The sequence below is a fragment of the Paenarthrobacter sp. NPDC090520 genome, from assembly GCF_044769205.1.
Classification (GTDB): domain Bacteria; phylum Actinomycetota; class Actinomycetes; order Actinomycetales; family Micrococcaceae; genus Arthrobacter.
The window spans coordinates 433231-450185 of sequence record NZ_JBIVXM010000001.1; the positions used below are offsets into that span (position 1 = coordinate 433231).

General features: G+C 65.6%; 15 protein-coding genes. 7 read left to right on the forward strand and 8 right to left on the reverse strand.

Annotated elements, in window-relative coordinates; all coding sequences use genetic code 11:
- Nucleotides 1-46: 46 nt before the first annotated feature.
- The 3 genes from nadB to ACIQTZ_RS02115 are packed head-to-tail and all read left to right on the forward strand — an operon-like array spanning nucleotide 47 to nucleotide 3925.
- Complete coding sequence (gene nadB / locus ACIQTZ_RS02105; RefSeq protein ID WP_402977085.1) at nucleotides 47-1900, forward strand: L-aspartate oxidase; 1854 nt, start codon at nucleotides 47-49, stop codon at nucleotides 1898-1900.
- Nucleotides 1893-2771, forward strand: a complete 879-nt coding sequence (gene nadC / locus ACIQTZ_RS02110) for a carboxylating nicotinate-nucleotide diphosphorylase (protein WP_402977088.1) — start codon at nucleotides 1893-1895, stop codon at nucleotides 2769-2771. Before nadB ends, nadC begins: the two co-directional genes overlap by 8 nt.
- Nucleotides 2768-3925: a cysteine desulfurase family protein gene (locus ACIQTZ_RS02115; protein ID WP_402977091.1), complete on the forward strand. Its 1158-nt coding sequence runs from the start codon at nucleotides 2768-2770 to the stop codon at nucleotides 3923-3925. The genes nadC and ACIQTZ_RS02115 overlap by 4 nt, the downstream gene beginning before the upstream one ends.
- A gap of 21 nt (nucleotides 3926-3946) precedes the next feature.
- Here the strand turns inward: ACIQTZ_RS02115 and ACIQTZ_RS02120 are convergent, their stop codons facing one another.
- The 3 genes from ACIQTZ_RS02120 to ACIQTZ_RS02130 all read right to left on the reverse strand — a co-directional run bounded on the left by ACIQTZ_RS02120 (nucleotide 3947) and on the right by ACIQTZ_RS02130 (nucleotide 5962).
- Nucleotides 3947-4432 (reverse strand): GtrA family protein, encoded by a 486-nt coding sequence (locus ACIQTZ_RS02120; protein ID WP_400330343.1) that lies wholly within the window; start codon nucleotides 4430-4432, stop codon nucleotides 3947-3949.
- Between the two features lie 17 nt (nucleotides 4433-4449).
- Nucleotides 4450-5298 (reverse strand): fumarylacetoacetate hydrolase family protein, encoded by an 849-nt coding sequence (locus ACIQTZ_RS02125; protein WP_402977094.1) that lies wholly within the window; start codon nucleotides 5296-5298, stop codon nucleotides 4450-4452.
- 100 nt (nucleotides 5299-5398) lie between these two features.
- Nucleotides 5399-5962 (reverse strand): DM13 domain-containing protein, encoded by a 564-nt coding sequence (locus ACIQTZ_RS02130; protein ID WP_402977097.1) that lies wholly within the window; start codon nucleotides 5960-5962, stop codon nucleotides 5399-5401.
- Between the two features lie 116 nt (nucleotides 5963-6078).
- Between ACIQTZ_RS02130 and ACIQTZ_RS02135 the strand changes: the two genes are divergently transcribed.
- Complete coding sequence (locus ACIQTZ_RS02135; RefSeq protein WP_402977100.1) at nucleotides 6079-7293, forward strand: SLC13 family permease; 1215 nt, start codon at nucleotides 6079-6081, stop codon at nucleotides 7291-7293.
- A gap of 3 nt (nucleotides 7294-7296) precedes the next feature.
- Nucleotides 7297-7923, forward strand: a complete 627-nt coding sequence (locus ACIQTZ_RS02140; RefSeq protein WP_402977103.1) for a PRC-barrel domain-containing protein — start codon at nucleotides 7297-7299, stop codon at nucleotides 7921-7923.
- On the opposite strand, the gene ACIQTZ_RS02145 is transcribed toward ACIQTZ_RS02140, so the two are convergent.
- Entirely contained in the window at nucleotides 7920-8600 is a 681-nt protein-coding gene (locus ACIQTZ_RS02145; protein WP_402977106.1) for a DUF1684 domain-containing protein, read from the reverse strand. The two genes, ACIQTZ_RS02140 and ACIQTZ_RS02145, sit on opposite strands and share 4 nt — an antisense overlap.
- Nucleotides 8601-8655: 55 nt before the next feature.
- Here ACIQTZ_RS02145 and ACIQTZ_RS02150 point away from each other — a divergent pair, with 55 nt between their 5' ends.
- On the forward strand, nucleotides 8656-9507 hold the full coding sequence (locus ACIQTZ_RS02150; protein WP_402977108.1) for a hypothetical protein: 852 nt from the start codon (nucleotides 8656-8658) through the stop codon (nucleotides 9505-9507).
- Between the two features lie 65 nt (nucleotides 9508-9572).
- Entirely contained in the window at nucleotides 9573-10379 is an 807-nt protein-coding gene (locus tag ACIQTZ_RS02155; protein WP_402977111.1) for a transglutaminase family protein, read from the forward strand.
- Here the strand turns inward: ACIQTZ_RS02155 and ACIQTZ_RS02160 are convergent, their stop codons facing one another.
- From ACIQTZ_RS02160 to ACIQTZ_RS02175, 4 genes are all read right to left on the reverse strand, one after another.
- Nucleotides 10380-10865, reverse strand: coding sequence for a MarR family winged helix-turn-helix transcriptional regulator (locus ACIQTZ_RS02160; protein ID WP_400330363.1), 486 nt, complete (start codon nucleotides 10863-10865; stop codon nucleotides 10380-10382).
- The gene (locus ACIQTZ_RS02165; RefSeq protein ID WP_402977115.1) at nucleotides 10865-11989 is read right to left on the reverse strand and encodes an LLM class flavin-dependent oxidoreductase; all 1125 of its coding nucleotides are present in this window, start codon (nucleotides 11987-11989) and stop codon (nucleotides 10865-10867) included. Before ACIQTZ_RS02165 ends, ACIQTZ_RS02160 begins: the two co-directional genes overlap by 1 nt.
- Before the next feature lie 149 nt (nucleotides 11990-12138).
- The gene (locus ACIQTZ_RS02170) at nucleotides 12139-15336 is read right to left on the reverse strand and encodes an efflux RND transporter permease subunit (protein ID WP_402977118.1); all 3198 of its coding nucleotides are present in this window, start codon (nucleotides 15334-15336) and stop codon (nucleotides 12139-12141) included.
- A gap of 64 nt (nucleotides 15337-15400) precedes the next feature.
- A complete protein-coding gene (locus ACIQTZ_RS02175) occupies nucleotides 15401-16906 on the reverse strand; it encodes a malate:quinone oxidoreductase (RefSeq protein WP_402977121.1) in 1506 nt (501 codons plus the stop codon).
- Nucleotides 16907-16955 lie beyond the last annotated feature (49 nt).

Sequence of the window (16955 nt, forward strand, 5' to 3'; positions counted from 1 at the left end):
AGGCACAGGAACACCGGTTCACCGGACTAGCCGAATCGAGCCCCACATGACCTCGACACCCCGAACGTCGAGCCTCTCCGGCCCCTCCGCTCCACGGCGACTCGTTGTCGTTGGCAGTGGTATTGCGGGACTGTACGCCGCGCTGCTCGCTGCCGAGGCGGGGACCGACGTCGTCCTGCTCACCAAAGGCGCCCTGGAGGACAGCAACACCTGGTTCGCCCAGGGCGGCATCTCCGCCGTCCTGGACGAACCCGCTCCGGGAGACACCGTGGCAGCCCACATCGCCGATACGCTCAAGGCCGGCGCGGGTCACTGTGACCCGGAAGCGGTCCGGGTATTGTGCACCGAGGCGCGGCTGGACATGGCCGGCCTGGTGCGCTTCGGTGTGAGTTTCGACCTGGACGACGACGGCGACCCCGCCCTGGGGCTCGAAGCCGCCCATTCCGCACCGCGCATCCTGCACGCCGGCGGCGACGCCACCGGTGCCCGGGTAGCGGACGCACTCATCCGCACCGTGCTTGCGTTCCAAGCCGAGGGCAGGCTGACGGTGAAAGGCCACGCGCAGGTCACGGCGCTGCTCACCGATGAAGGTGCATCCGGGCGCACGGTTACGGGCCTCAGTTACCTTCGCAACGGGCGGGAATCGAGGCTCATGGCCGACGCCGTGCTCCTTGCCACCGGGGGCGCAGGGCAACTCTTCTCCCAGACCACCAATCCCTCCGTAGCCACCGCCGACGGGTTGGCCTTGGCCTGGCGTGCGGGTGCTGCGGTGACCGACCTGGAATTTTTCCAGTTCCACCCCACCTGCATGGTTCCTCCTGCCGGAACCCGGGCAGGCGCCGATCCGCTGTTGATTTCCGAAGCAGTCCGCGGCGAAGGTGCCGTCCTGGTGGACGTCCATGGCCAACGGTTCATGGGCGACTACCACCCCGATGCGGAGCTTGCTCCGCGGGACGTCGTGTCGCGCAGCATCGCCCTCCACCTGGCGGCCCTCGGAGATCCCAACGGACACGTCTTCCTCGATGCCACCGTGGTGGAGAAAGCGCGCGGCGCCGGCTTCCTGGAGAAGCGCTTCCCCACTATCAGCCAACGGACCCGCCAGGCCGGCATCGACTGGACCAAGGAGCGCGTTCCCGTGGCACCGGCGGCGCACTACTGGATGGGTGGGGTGGTGACGGACCTGTTCGGCCGCACTACTGTTCCGGGGCTGTACGCTGCGGGTGAGGTTGCTTGTACCGGCGTGCAAGGGGCTAATCGTTTGGCCAGCAACTCTTTGCTTGAGGGGCTCGTGTTTGCGCGGCGCGCCGTGGGCGTATTCGTGGGGGCCTTCCGTGGGGCGGCTGACGCGATCCCTCTGCGTGCTAACTCGGCCGCGGGCGGCCTCGCTTTTACGCACGCTGCCGGGACCCCGCCAGCCGACGACGGCAGGTCACCCAAACCAGCGACAACGGCGCTTTCGGGGCCTCCAGCACCGCTGGATGGCGCCGGGAACAACACCAGCGCCCCTGTCTCCTGGCAGTTCGAGTCGGTGCCCGGGCCTGGGCCGATTGAGGCTTCGTTTGCAGGCGGTGAGCCGTTTTCGAGGGGTGCGTTGCGGCGGTTGATGACCGCGAAGGCCGGCGTGCTTCGCAGCGGGGCTTTGCTCCGGGAAGCCGCCGTGCAGCTTGCGGCCTGGGCTGAGGAGGTTCTGCCTTTGGGTGGGGCTGGGTCCTTGGTGGTGCGCGAGCACGAGGATGCCAACCTGCTGTTGGCGGCCCAATTGCTGGTGCATGCCGCGCGGGAGCGCCGGGGATCCCTTGGAGCGCACTACCGCAGCGACAGCGTGAGCGAACCTGCCGCCGTCGACGATTCTGACAAGCGTTACACCATGAGCCGGAAAGCGAGCCTCGTCCATGACTAACCTGACCCTCCCCGCCGCAGCCGTGCGGGACATCCTTGAGCGTGCCTTCGGCGAAGATGCGCCCAACGGGGACATCACCTCGCAAGTGCTGATCCCCGCAGATGCCCGTGCCACCGCAGTGCTCAATGCCCGTGTGGCCGGTGTGCTCAGCGGCGGCACGGTCTTCCGCGATGCCATGAAGCTCATCGACCCTGATACCGATGTCCAGTTGCTGCTCGCCGACGGTGAAGCGTTCGACGCCGGTGCGCACCTCGCGCGGGTCAGCGGCAGTGCCCGTTCGGTCCTGTTGGCAGAACGCGTGGGGCTCAACCTGGTCCAGCGCATGAGCGCCATCGCCACCAAGACCGCAGAGTTCGTCCGGCTCGTTGAAGGCACCCGCGCAAGGATCACCGATACCCGCAAGACCACCCCCGGACTCCGCGTGCTGGAACGCTACGCCGTGCGATGCGGCGGGGGAGCGAACCACCGCTACAGCCTCTCCGACGCCGTCCTGGCCAAGGACAACCACCTGGCGGTCATGACCGGTGGAGACTCCACCAAGCTCACCGGGTTGCTGCTGGCGGCCAAGGAACAGTTGGGACACACCACCCACTTCGAAGTGGAAGTAGACAGGGCTGAGCAGATTGAGCCTGTCCTGGCGGCGGGAGTGGACACTATCATGCTGGACAACTTCACCACTGAGGAGCTTCGCGCCGGCGTGAAGCAGGTGGACGGGCGGGCGATCGTCGAGGCCAGCGGCAACGTCAACCTCGCCACCGTGGCCGAAATCGCAGCGACCGGAGTGGACGTCATCTCCGTGGGTGCCCTCACACACAGTGTCGCTGCCCTCGACCTCGGCCTTGACGTCGAACTCGAACTGAACCTTCCGTGATTTTCCTCGATGCCGCTGCCACCACCCCCGTCCGCCGCGAGGTACTCGAAGCCATGTGGCCGTACCTCAGCGGCGACTTCGGCAACCCCTCCAGCCACCACAGCCTGGGTGAAGCAGCGGCGACGGCGCTCGCAGCCGCCCGCTCCGCCGTCGCCAAGGTCCTGAACTGCCGCGCCGGCGAGGTGACCTTCACTTCGGGCGGGACCGAAGCGGACAACCTGGCCGTCAAAGGCATCGCGTTGGCCCGGCAGGCTGCCGATCCGGCGGTGAACCGGGTGGCGATCAGCGGCGTCGAGCATCCGGCGGTCGAGGAATCGGCCCGCTACCTTGAACGCGTCCATGGGTTTGCCGTGGATGTCATTCCGGTGGACGGCGACGGGTTGGTTACCGTGGATGCCCTGAAGAGCGTGCTGCGCCCGGAGACGGCCTTGGTCAGCATCATGTACGCCAACAACGAGGTCGGCACGGTGCAACCCGTGGCCGAACTTGCGGCCGCGGCCCACGAACTCGGCGTCCCGTTCCACACCGATGCCGTCCAGGCGGCAGGATGGCTGCCCCTGGACGTGAAAGAGCTTGGCGTGGACGCGCTGAGCATGTCCGGGCACAAACTCGGTGCGCCCAAGGGCTCAGGAGTGCTCTTCACCAAGGGCAGACTGCGTCTTGAGCCGCTGGTCCATGGTGGCGGGCAGGAACGCGGGCGGCGCTCGGGAACCGAAAACGTGGCAGGGGCCGTTGCGCTGTCCACGGCGCTGACGTTGGCCAGTGCAGAACAAAACGATGCTGCCTTGCGGGTCTCCGGTTTGCGCGACCGGTTCATCGCGGCAGTCCTGGCCACCGTTCCGGATGCCGTCCTGACCGGGCACCCCAGCAAGCGACTGCCGTCCGTAGCGTCCTTCTGCTTCCCCGGTACCAGCGGCGAGTCGGTGCTTTTGGAACTCGAACGGCTTGGGGTGGTGTGCTCCAGCGGTTCAGCCTGTGCCGCCGGTTCGGATGCGCCGTCGCCTGTGTTGCTGGCCCTGGGACTCGACGCCGAGACAGCCCAGACAGCCGTCCGTTTCAGCGTCACGTCCGCCATTACCCCGGCCGAGCTGGAGCAGGCAGCGGAAGCCGTGGAAACCGCCGTCGGGCGTGTCCGGAAGCTCGCCCAAACCTGAGCCGCTGCTACCTGTCCGCTGCTACACGTGGCGGGCGCGGCGGAAGATCCAATGCCGCAGGAGCGTGAACCGCACTGCTGTGGCAACAAACCCTGACAGCGTGGTGGTCCAGAGTTCCTCGCTGACCGTGGCGTCAGGCCGGAACAGGTGCAGGACGCCCAAACTGCCACCGGTGATGAACAGCGCAATGACAATCACGATCACGCCGTTCAGGTGGTCCTGTGCACGCTTCTTGCCACCGGTGATCTTGAAGGTCAGCCGGCGGTTCAGCGCGGTGTTCATGAGCGAGGTCAGGATCAAGGCCACGGCGTTGGCGAGCTGGGGATCGATCCACGGACGGAGCAGGGCGTAGATGCCCAGTGAGCTCGCCGTGCACATGATTCCCACGCCCGTGAAGCGGATGAGCTGACGGACAACCGGGTACTTGAAGAGGCCGCGGTGGCGTTTGCGGGGCGGTTTGGCCGGGGGAGACGGGCGCAGTCCAGTGGCGTCCGCGGCTGTCTCCATGGCTTAAGCCTGACACATTAAGCCGGCTGGTTCTCCCACGTGGCCTCTATCACCGGGTTGCGCAGTTCTCCGATCCCCTCCACCCGGCACGACACGACGTCCCCGGGCTGGATCCGCGCGCACTCGGCGGGAAAGCCCGTGAGAACCAGGTCGCCGGGATACAGGGTCATGAAGGACGTCAGGTAGGCCAGGATCTCGTCCACCTTCCACCCAAGGTCCGCCGTGCTCGCGGCCTGGAGCTCCTTGCCGTTGTGGACGATCCGGATCGCGAGGTTTGAATCATCCAGATCGGTGACGATCCATGGTCCGGCCGGGGTGAAGGTGTCCTGGCTCTTGGCGCTGATCCAGAGTTCATCGGTTTTCTGGAGGTCGCGGGCGGAGACATCGTTACCAATGGTGAACCCCAGGACGGCCGACCTCGCCGTCTCGAGGGTCAGGCCCCGCGCTATCCGGCCGACCACGATGGTCAGCTCGGCCTCCGGGTCCACATAGCCCACGGTGGAACTGAGCTGGATGGCCTCATCCGGTCCGATCACGCTCGTGGCCGCCTTGTGGAAGGCCTGGGGTGGCAGGTCGCGTCCGGGCTGGCCCGTGTTGTGGGCCATGCCGAACACGTTGGCCGGAACCGAAGGAGCCAGGAAGGTGAAGAGGTCCTGGTGCACCACCGTGCCGGTTTCCCAGCCGGACCGGGCCGGACTGGCCGCGTTGGCGCGTGATCCGGGGAAGGGGGTTTCGATGAGCGTCCACTGCTGTCCGGCGTCCGAATCGAAGTCCTTGTCATTGTTGGACGCGAAGAACTGTTCATCCGGCGTCTGGGGTTCAAGGGGCCGGATGCGGGCGATGCGGCGGGGAAGCGAGGTGGTCATGAAGACATCCTACGTCCTCCCATGCATTACCAGGGCCGTTTTACGCCCCACGTCGCAGCCTGGGCACGCAGTGCGGGCCCCACAACGACTCGTGCGGGTCTCAGGCGAGCGGGGCCGATCCGAAAGCGACGCTGAATCGGTCGCACCAAAGGACCACCGATGTCAGCCCGGCCACATCGGTTCCTGCAGGAATGTCGTAATTGTGGTTTCCGTGCGTGGCCTTGACCGGACCGAGGTCCACATAGCGGCCTGAGCGGTACTTGAACCAATCGCCGCCCGCCTCCAGGCTGCTCAACCACACCTTGACATCCGGCCCGTCGCTGCTGGCCAGATTTTCCAGGCGGAGCACGTGGCTGCCATCCGGGAGCTTCAGCAACCGGGCAGCGCCCGTGGTCTCGTGTTCCTGGGATTGGAACGTGCCCGAACTGACGATCATCGGTCCGCTTGGCGTGGGCGTTCCGGTCGGGACAGCAGAAGCAAGCGTCACCGGCGATGAGCTCGCGGCCACCGGGGCGGCCGGGAGTGCTTCGTCCAGGCTGCTGCTGGTGAAGAGCCGCCACGGCTGGAACAGTGCTGCCCCCACCACTATGGCCACGGCCACTGCAGCTCCCGCCAGGACAGTGGCTGTCTTGTGTGCCCGGACAAGACTCCGGAATCTGGTCATGGTTCAAGGCTAGGCTGCGGGCAACGGCCCTGGGGGCGCCATTGCTTACGGTAGTGTGACGCGGTTCCCGTGCGGCAGGCAGGTTGAGCACAGTACACGGGCTTAGAATCCGTTCCATGCGTCTGGCGATCATTGGTGCGGTCCTGCTGGTTGCCGGTGGCATTGCCGCGGCAACGGGAATTCTGCCATGGGACCAAGTGGGCGTGCTCGTGGACCGGGTGGCTCCCATCATGGGGTTTGTTGCCGCGATGACCGTTGTCACGGAACTGGCCAGCGAGGCCGGTGTTTTCCAATGGATCGCAGGCAGGCTCCGGCACTGGGGCCGTGGTCGGAGCTACGCCTTATGGCTGCTCCTGGCCGTGCTCGCCATCCTGAGCACCATCTTCCTGTCCATCGACACCACGGCCGTGCTGCTGACACCGGTGGTCGTGACGGTCACCAGGCGGACCGGACTCCCGGTCCTGCCGTTTGCCTTGGCCACCGTGTGGCTGGCGAACACCGCGAGCCTGCTGTTGCCGGTGTCCAACCTGACAAACCTCCTTGCACAGCACAACCTGGGTGGCATCAGCCCTGCCGGCTTCGCCGCGCTCATGTGGGCGCCTTCGCTGGCAGCCATCGTGGTGCCGCTGGCCTTCATCGCCATCGTGTTCCGGCGGGACCTGCGGCGCACCTATGCGCGGGTTCCCGTGAACAAGATCAAGCCCGACGCCGGGACCTCCGGGCAGCCGACGGACCGGGTGCTGCTGCTTGCGTCGGCCATCGTCCTGGCGCTGCTGCTTCCCGCCTTGGTTTCGGGGCTTCCGCTCTGGCTCTCAGCGACAGCGGCCGCCGTTGTGCTGCTCGTGATGTTTGCCATCCGGCGTCGCCGGTCACTCACCATCCAGCTGGTGCCGTGGTCCTTGCTCCTGTTCGCCGCGGGCCTGTTCCTGGTGGTGGAAGCCACTCGCTACCTTGGCTTGCCTGCGCTCATCGGACAGTTTTCCGGCCAAGGAGAAGGCTTCGTGGACCTGCTCAGGCTGGCCGCCACGGGAGCCCTGGGGTCCAACATCGTGAACAACCTCCCTGCCTACCTGCTGGCTGAGCCTCTGGCCGGGTCCCCGTTGCGGACGGGTGCACTGCTCATCGGCGTCAATGCCGGGCCCCTCATCACGCCGTGGGCTTCCCTGGCCACCTTGTTGTGGCACGACCGCCTCACCAAGATGAATGTCCGCATCAGCTGGCGTGGCTACGCGTTGTTCGGCTTGATCGTGGCGCCGTTGACGGTTGTGGCAGCTGTGGCACTCCTGGCGCTCGCCGTTGGTGCGGCACAGGTCTTCGGTGCGGCACAATGAACCATGCTCAGTCTTGAGGACCTGGACAACATTGTGGCCAACGGCGGGACAGTAGTGGACTCCGCCGGAGTGAAGATCGGTTCGGTGGAACAGATTTTCCTGAGTGGCGAGTCGGGCGACCCGGCCTTCGTCACGGTTCGGACGGGTTTCTTCGGCCTCTCAGAATCGTTCGCGCCGTTGGCCGGTGCCGAGGTTGAGGACTCCACCATCAAGCTGGCCGTGGTCAAGGACCAGGTGGAAAAGGGACCCAGGATCGACAACGACCGGGGAGTCATCACTGAAGGCCAGGAGAAGGAACTCTACGAGTACTTTGCCTTGGTTGGATCGGGCCAGGATGCCACGGCGTCGACGTCCGGGACATCAGGCGCTGACGGCGGACCTGCAGCCGCGCCGGAGGTCGACAAGGGCGGTTCGGAATCGGGCGATCGCCTGCCCGTACAGCCGCAGGGACACCCGGCGCCGCCACCCCTGCGCCACCCGGTTCCGCCGCCTCATCTGCGCAAGCACGTGCCGGGTGCTGTTCCACCACCCCCACCGGTGCCCGGCCCGCCGCGACCACCGCATGGACATGGTGGACCTCCCGGTCCACCGCCGCCTCCGCCGGACCACGGACCGCTGCAAGAGCACTAAGCGGGTACGTAAAGCTCCCCGACGGGGATCTCAGAGGCGAGCCGGTTGGCCGGGCCCGCGAGTGGACACGCCCACGCTTCGTTGTAGGCGCACGAGGGGTTGTAGGCGAAGTTGAAGTCCACTACGAACTCCTGCTCTTCGCCGCTGCGGCGGACTCCGTGGAAGGCTCCCTTGATGGTGTCCAGGAGGTACCGCCCCGCTCCGTAGCTCCCACCGTCCTTCCCTGCCGTGGCGTCCCGGAAAGGTACGAAGATTCCGCCGCCGTAGCTGCGCAGGCGCCAAGCGGCCAGGGAACCGAGTCCCGGAAGCTCGAAAGTGCCGATACGGACGAAAGGAACAACACCGTCCGTCCCCGTGGACACGTTCATTTCCTGTCCTTCGCCCTCCGGCGACAACGGAACGTACAAACGGAAGGCGGGATCGTAGTCTGCGGTCCGCAGCCCGGAGAAGGAGGCTTTGACGTCATCCGTCAGCGCCGAGGCCGGGTGGGTGGCGAACATGCGGTCCCGCTCCTGCCGCCAGTAGTTGTGGGCGTCGAAGGGGTCGTGCGCCGCCAACTGCCGCACATGGTGGTACAGCGCGAAGGTCCGCAGGCGCCAGTCGGCGACGTCCACTGCGGACAGGGTGGGGATGTCGTCGTCGAACTCGGAAAATTCGTCGGTATTTTCGGGAGCCATGTCCACAGCCTAGTCCTGTGCGTGTCGCGGGACCTGCGCCGGATAGGCTTTCCCCATGGAGGGGATGACAAAACCCATCACCGTCGCCGGCCGGATCGCCGCCCTGGCTGCCGCCGTCGTGGTCCTTGTGGCCGGGACGACAGCCTGCACGGCCCAGAACAAGGGTCCCCAGGTTTCGGACACCGCCACGGCGCGGCCCAACAGCTCGGAGTCCGGTACCGTGCCCGCGTCGCCGTCGGGCGAAAGCACGACGCCGGCACCGCCTTCCGGAGGCAGCCTGCCGTCCACGGCTCCCGGCGGTTCCGCGTCGCCGGAGGCCGTACCCACGGCATTGTCCTGGAAGACCTACACCGATCCGGCGAAAAGCGTCAGCTTCGAGGTACCCCAGGAGTGGATCGTGCAATCTGTGGCTCCGGATGCAGGTTCCCTTCCCGGTGCTTTGAAAGTGGAGGTGAAGGACGCCGCCGGAAGGTACGTGGCAACCCTGCAAACAGGTCTGCCCGCCGCTGCTCCCGCGGATTGCCCCGTGGGGCAGGCCAAACCCTATGTGGTGATCAGCAGCGTTCCCCTCGATGTGCCGCACTCCGGGGGTTCCGGCACGATCGAACCCCGCGTGGTGTTCAGGGTCATCCAGGGGTACAAGTTCTTCGGCTCGTTCGGCATCACCAATGTGGTGGCCGGCGCGGATGGTCAGTCCTGCGAGCTTCGTAACCGCGTGCAGGGTCCTGCCGGCAAGGGGGATATTGCTTTTGGGGACGTCACCGCGCTGCACGCGTTCGCCGTGGATGAGAAGGTGGCGCCCGCCAAGTCCTTCGACACCTTGGACCTGGCCGCTAAGTACGTGGCGCATGGTGCCGAATTCGCAAACGTCCAGCGGATGCTACTGTCTCTGAAGGTCAATCTGTAGTCCTGCTGTTGGCCGATACACGCATGGCGGCATGGGGTGTCCCGCCGCAACCATCCCGGAGATCAATGGAACGCAACGTAGCTGCCAAGCTCGTTTTCAAGACCGTCGCGAACACCAAGGTTGCCATGGCCATTGCCGTGGCCCGCAACCCCGGCTACGAATCCCTGAGCGAAACGCTCTCCATCACCAGTGACGGCAATGATGTCCCGTTCGCCGAGCTTGCGGACCATCACGGCGGACGCTTCCACTACATGGAGTTCGCGGAGCCTAGCGAAGTCACTGTGGACTACCAAGCCACCGTGGTGGGAAGGGGGGAACCCGATGCCTCCGGGCCGATGGAACTGATCCGCTATGTCCGCCCGAGCCGGTACGCGGAGTCGGACAGGCTGCTTCCTACCTCCTATGCCGAGTTTGGCGGCCTGCACGGGACGGAACTCCTCTCAGCCGTGCGCAACTGGGTCCACGGGGAGCTGCGCTACGTCAGCGGCTCGTCGCGTGGCACGGACGGTGCGGTGGAGACGCTCCTGCACCGCCGCGGCGTGTGCCGCGACTTCGCGCACCTGGCCATCGCCCTCCTGCGGTCCAAGGACGTGCCCGCGCGCCTGGCGGCCGTGTACGCCCCGGGCCTGAGTCCCATGGATTTCCACGCCGTTGCCGAGGCGTACATCGATGGTGGCTGGCAGGTCATCGATCCCACCGGGCTGGCGCCGCGCGAAGCCATGCTGCGGATTACGGCCGGAAGGGACTCCTCGGACACGGCGTTCCTGTCCACGGTTGGGGGCAGCCTCTCCCTCAAGACGCTGAAGGTCAGTGCAGAGGTTAACGGCGAACTGCCCGGGGAAGACCCCGGGCAGCACGTCACCTTGGGCTGACTACTTCCCGCCTGCCACAGGATGGCCGGCCACGGACGCCCGCAGCTTCTCCGTCAGGCGGAGGAGCTCCCGCTGTTCCTCGGCAGTCAAGGCAGGGGCCACCAGGTGGGCAATGTCCCGCACGTGCTCGCGGCCGATGCTTTTTTGCAACTCCCTGCCCGCTTCGGTGAGGGAGAGCAGGACTCCCCGGCCGTCGTCGGGCGCTGCTGTCCGCTCCACCAGGCCGCGCTTCTCCAGCCGGTCGATCAGCCGGCTGAGGCTGGATTGGCTTAAGAGGACCTTGTCGTTGATCTCGTTCTGGCGCAGCTGGCCCGAAGGGCAGCGCGAGAGGGTGAACAGGACGTCGTACTCCTTGACGGGCAGCGCCTTGAAGGCAGGACCCGATTGCAGCTTGCGCATCACCGCCACCTGGGAGCGGAACAAGGACTCCCAGGTTTCGGCGGCGAGGCGGACGGCCGAAGAAGCAGTGGCTGTTGGGCCGGACATCAGGATTCCCGTCCCGCGGTTCCGGCCTGGGCGGATTCGCTGACGCTGGCCTCCAAGGCGGCGGCCACTCGCGAGGCGTGGGTTGGAGCGTCGGGCACATGTGCCGGCTTCGAGTCAGCGTACTCCTTGCGCAGCACCGGAAGGACTTCCTCGCCAAAGAGGTCCAGTTGCTCCAGGACCGTCTTCAGCGGGAGACCGGCGTGGTCGATCAGGAACAGCTGCCGCTGGTAGTCGCCGAAGAATTCCCGGAACGTGAGGGTCTTCTCGATCACTTCCTGCGGGCTGCCCACGGTCAGGGGCGTCTGCGAGGTGAAGTCCTCCAGTGACGGACCGTGGCCGTAGACCGGTGCGTTGTCGAAGTACGGGCGGAATTCCTTCACGGCGTCCTGCGAGTTCTTCTTCATGAAGAACTGGCCACCCAACCCGACAATCGCCTGGTCTGCCTTGCCGTGGCCGTAGTGTTCGTAGCGCTCACGGTAGAGGCCAATCAGCTGCTGGTAGTGCTCCTTGGGCCAGAAGATGTTGTTGGCGAAGAAACCGTCGCCGTAGTATGCGGCCACTTCGGCGATCTGCGGCGTGCGGATGGAACCGTGCCACACGAAGGGAGCCACGCCGTCGAGCGGACGCGGGGTGGACGTGAAGTTCTGCAGCGGCGTGCGGAACTTGCCGGACCAGTTGACCGTGTCCTCGTCCCACAGCTTGCGGAGCAGGCTGTAGTTCTCGATCGCAAGCTCGATCCCGTCCTGGATGTTCTTGCCGAACCAAGGGTAGACCGGGGCGGTGTTGCCGCGGCCAAGGACCAGGTCCACCCTGCCATCGGACAGGTGCTGCAGCATGGCGAAGTCCTCGGCGATCTTCACGGGATCATTGGTGGTGATCAGCGTGGTTGCCGTGGAGAGCGTAATCCGCTCGGTCTGTGCTGCGATGTAGGCCAGCGTGGTGGTGGGGGAGGAGGAGAAGAACGGCCGGTTGTGGTGCTCGCCGATGGCGTAGACATCCATGCCGATTTCTTCGACCTTCTTGGCGATGGCCACGGAGGCCTTGATGCGCTCGTTCTCCGTGGGCGTGCGGCCCGTGGTGGGGTCGGTGGTGATGTCGCTGACGCTGAAAACGCCGATCTGCATGATGTGCCTTTCTCCCTGCCCGAAGTCCCGGGCCCTGCTCAACAGTGTACTTGAAACTAGATGCATTTGCATCTATCACTGCCTGTAACAGGACAGGGCCGGGAAATGTTCCCGGCCCTGTCCTGTTGTTGCCTGTTTGGAGAATGCGGCTATTCCGCGGGGTTGTGGGCGGCCCGCCTGCCGGTGACCCGCGGTACGGCACCCGTGGTCCAGTCGCCGAAGTCGCCGTCTCCGCCGTTGCCCTTTGCCGGTTCAGGCTTCTGTTGGAGGGCCTTCTGGAGCTCCTTCTTCTCCCGGCGGCCTTCCACCAGTTTGTAGAGGACCGGCACCAGAACCAGCGTCAGCGCCGTGGACGAGACCAGGCCGCCGATCACCACGATGGCCAACGGCTGTGAAATGAACCCCCCGCCGCCCGTCAGGCCCAGGGCCATGGGAGTCAAGGCAAACACCGTGGCCAGGGCGGTCATAAGGATGGGACGCAGGCGCTGCCGGGCACCGTGGGTGATGGCGTCCGCGACGCTCATCCCCGGCCTTCCATCGTGCGGTTTCCGGTATTGGTTAATGAGGTCAATCAGCACGATGGCGTTGGTCACCACGATCCCCACCAGCATCAGCATGCCGATCAGCGAGGGGAGGCCCAGCGGAACACCCGTCAACAGCAGAAGCCCCACGGCCCCTGTTGCGGCGAAGGGCACCGAGACCAGCAGGATCAGGGGCTGGATGAGCGACTTGAAGGCCGCCACCATAATGACGTAGACAATCGCGATTGCCGCCAGGAGGGCCAGGCCCAGCTGCCTGAACGACTCGGCCTGCTGTGTCGTGGCCCCGCCGATGGCGGCCGTGACACCGGCCGGCAGCTGTACGGAGGCCAGCCGCTCCTGCACCGCGGCGCTGACGCTGCCCAGGTTGGAGCCCGACGGCGTCACGGTCACCTTCGCGGTGCGCTGGCCGTTGCTGCTGGTGATGGACACCGGAGTGTCCACCTGCTCGACGGCGGCAATGGAGTCGAGCGCCACCGGACCCCGCGCCGTGGGCAGCTGGACCGCCTTGACCGCGGCAATGCTCGTAAAGCGGGTGCCCTTGCCGATCTGGACCGGGAAATCGTTGGTGCTGATCCGGACCGTACCGGCCGGAAGGGGGCTGACCGTCGAGGCGAGGAAGGCTCCCACCTGTTCCTCGGTCAGTCCTGCGGCCACGGTTTTGGCCCGGTCCACCCGGACCTGGACCACGGGTTGGCTGGCTGCGAGGTTGGTGGAGACTTCCGTACTTCCCGGCACCCCGTCCATTGCTTTCACCATCGCGTCGCTGGCTGTTTGCAGATCGGCGGAATTGGCCGCCTTGATGGTGATGTCCACCGTGGAGGACGTGCCGAAGCCACCCTGCTGTGAGCCAACGGTGATCTTGCCCGCTGCATCGGCCAGCTTGGCCCGGACGTCGTCCTGGAGCTTCTTCTGGTTGGCCTTCTCGTCGGTGACGATGGTGAAGGTCGAATTCGAAGCGCCGGTGGATGTCAGGGCCGCAAAGCCTGTTTGCGCGTTGCCGGAGGTCACCTGGACGTCCTTGATGCCCTCCGTGCCCCGCAGGATGTCCTCCACTTTGCCGGCTTCCTGGCTGGTCGCCTCAAGGCTGGTGCCGGCCGGGAGGACCTGGCGCACCGTCATGCTGTTCTCTCCGGACCGGCCCAGCAGGTCCGTGGCCAGCAGGGGAGACGCCGCCGCGGTGGCCACGAGGATCAGGACGGCGGCGGTAAGGGTGACGACCGGGTGCTTCTGCGTCTTGGCAAGTATGGGCAGGTACCCACGCTGGAGCCGGGTCCGCTGCTCGGCTTCCCTGGCCTGCTCGGCAGTGGTGGCGGTTGGCTCCGCGGCTTCCCTGGCCGGCGCAGCGAGGAACCAATAGGCGAGCACGGGAACGATCGTCAGCGAAACGAGCAGGGAGGACAGCAGGGCGATGGTGACCGTCAAGGCAAACGGCCGGAACAGTTCACCGGCGAGATCGCCCACGAAGGCGATGGGCAGGAAGACCGCCACAGTGGTGAGGGTGGAGGCGGTAATTGCGCCGGCGACTTCCCGGATGGAGGTGACGATCGCCGTCAGCTTGGGCTCGCCGTAGCTCAAGTGCCGCTTGATGTTCTCAATGACCACGATCGAGTCGTCCACCACGCGGCCAATCGCAATGGTCAACGCACCCAGCGTCAGGATGTTCAACGAGTAGCCCGTGGCCGAGATCCCGATGAAGGTGATCAGGAGGGACAGCGGGATGGAAACGGCAGTGACCAAGGTGGACCGGACCGACATCAGGAACACCAGGATCACGGCCACGGCAAAGCCCAGGCCCAGGAGACCCTCTGTGGTGAGGTCCTTGATGGACTTTTCGATGAACGGCGCTTGGTCGAAGACCGGGGTGAAGACCGCGTTGTTGCCGAGCTCGTCCTGCATCGGGCCGATGGCGTCGCGAACGGCATGCGAGATGGCGACAGTATCGCCTTCGGGTTTCTTGGTGACGGACAACGCAAGGGTCGGTTTGCCGTTGGTCCGCGTGATGGACGTGGCTGCGTCGTCCTCGATGCTGACATCGGCCACTGCCCCAATGGTTGCTGCGCCCTTGGCTCCTGTCAGCGGAAGGCCCTTGATGACGTCCAGCGAGTCGACGGGGCTGCCGAGCTGGAGGGAGAGCGTCTTGCCCTGGTCCTCGATGGTGCCCACCGGAACCAGTGCGCCGTTGTTCTTCAAAGCAGCGCTGATGGACTGGACGGAGGCCCCGGAGCTTGCCAGGTCCGCGGGCCTCGGTTGGACCAGGATGTGCTGCGTGGCGCCGCCCGTCACGTCGGCGCCACGGACGCCGTCGATCTTTTGGAGGCGCGGAACACTCAGGCGCTGGAGGTCGGCGTTCAGTTCGCTCAACGGCTTGTCCGAGGACACCGCCAGGAAAACGATGGGGAAATCGCTGATGTTCCCGGCAATGGACTGGGGTTCGACGTCGGCGGGCAGCACCCGCTTGGCGTTGGAGATGGCCCGGTCGATCTGGTTCCTGGCCCTGTCCAGGTTGGACCCATAGGTGAACACCATGGTGATCTGCGAAACGCCGTTGCGCGAGGTGGAAGTGGTGGACTCGAGCCCCTCCACGCTGTTCAGCGCCGTTTCAAGGGGCCGGCTGAGTTGCTTGTCCACCACTTCAGGGGACGCGCCCGGCATGGAGGTGACCACGGTGATCTGGGGGAACTCAATGGACGGGATGAGCTCCTGCTTGAGCGAACCCATGGTGATCACGCCGAACACCGCCGCAAAGACGGTGATCAGCGCGATCAGGGCCCGGTTTCCCAGGGACAGCGTGGCCAGGCGGAACATTGCATTGTCTCCTGAGGTCTACGGAAGTGTTCGGCTGACGGGAACCGGCCGCAGCCCCTGGATACTAGCCCTGGAGCGCGGGTGCGGAGTCCAATTGCAGGGAACGCGCAGTGCTGGCTTCGAGTTCCGCGGCAAGCTCCGGGTTCTCGTTGAGCTTGACGCCGTAGCCCGGCATCATGTCCTTGAGCTTGGACTGCCAGCCCTTGAAGTTCTTGGGGAAGGACTTCTGCAGCAGTTCGATCATGATCGGCACGGCAGTGGAGGCTCCCGGGGACGCGCCAAGCAAGGCACCGATCGAGCCATCGCGGGAAGCGATCACCTCGGTGCCGAACTGCAGGATGCCACCCTTTTGCGGGTGCTTCTTGATGATCTGTACGCGCTGTCCGGCGGTAATGAGTTCCCAGTCGCCACCGGCGGCCTCGGGGTAGTACTCGCGCAGGGATTCCACCTTGGCTTCGTGGCGCTTGGCCACTTCCTTGATGAGATAGGCCGTGAGGTCCATGTTGTCCTTGGCCACTGCCAGCATGGGAATGATGTTTCCAGGGCGGATGGACAAGGGAAGGTCCAGGTAGCTGGAGGTCTTCAGGAAGTTGGTGGAGAAGCCTGCGTAGGGGCCGAAGAGGAGCGAACGCTTGCCGTCCACGAAGCGGGTATCCAGGTGGGGGACGGACATGGGCGGAGCCCCCACGGAAGCCTGGCCATAGACCTTGGCGCTGTGCTGGGACGTGATGGCCTCATCGGTGCAACGGAAGAACTGTCCGGAGACGGGGAAGCCGCCGTAGCCCTTGCTCTCCGGAATGCCGGAGGCCTGCAGCAAGTGGAGGGCGCCGCCGCCGGCCCCGACGAAGACGAACTTGGCGTGGATCCTGCCGTGCTCGCCGGACTTTGCGTGCTTGAGGGACAGGTCCCAGCCGCCGCCGGCGGCGCGGTTGATGTTGGTCACGTCATGGCCGTAGTTGACCTCTGCACCGCTGCTGCGCAGGTAGCTGGTCAGCTCGCGGGTCAGGGCGCCAAAATCGACGTCGGTGCCTTCAGCTGCGCGCGTTGCAGCGACCCGCTGCTTGCGGTCGCGGCCCTTGACGATCAACGGTGCCCACTTGGCGATCTGCGCCTGGTCCTCGGTGTATTCCATGCTCCGGAACAGGGTGTTGGGCTTGAGGGCCTCGTAGCGGGTCTTGAGGAAGTTCGCGTGGTCGTCGCCAATGACGAAGCTCATGTGCGGAACGGTGTTGATGAAGCCCTTGGGGGAGCCGATCACGTTGCTGTCCACCAGGTGGGACCAGAACTGGCGCGAAAGCTGGAACTGCTCGTTGATGTGGATGGCCTTGGCGGGATCCACCGAGCCATCCTTGGCCGCGGGGGAGTAGTTGAGCTCGCACAGCGCGGCATGGCCGGTACCGGCGTTGTTCCAGGGGCCGGAGCTTTCCAGCCCGGCTTCGTCGAGGCGTTCGAACAGGGAGATGGTCCAGGTGGGTTCAAGCTGCTTGATGAACGCACCCAGGGTGGCACTCATGATTCCGCCGCCAATAAGGACGACGTCGGCATGTTGAGTCTTGGAAATGAAGGTCACAATCAATCTCCGATAGCGGCGGCACTGGCTGTCACAGAATATCCCCGTG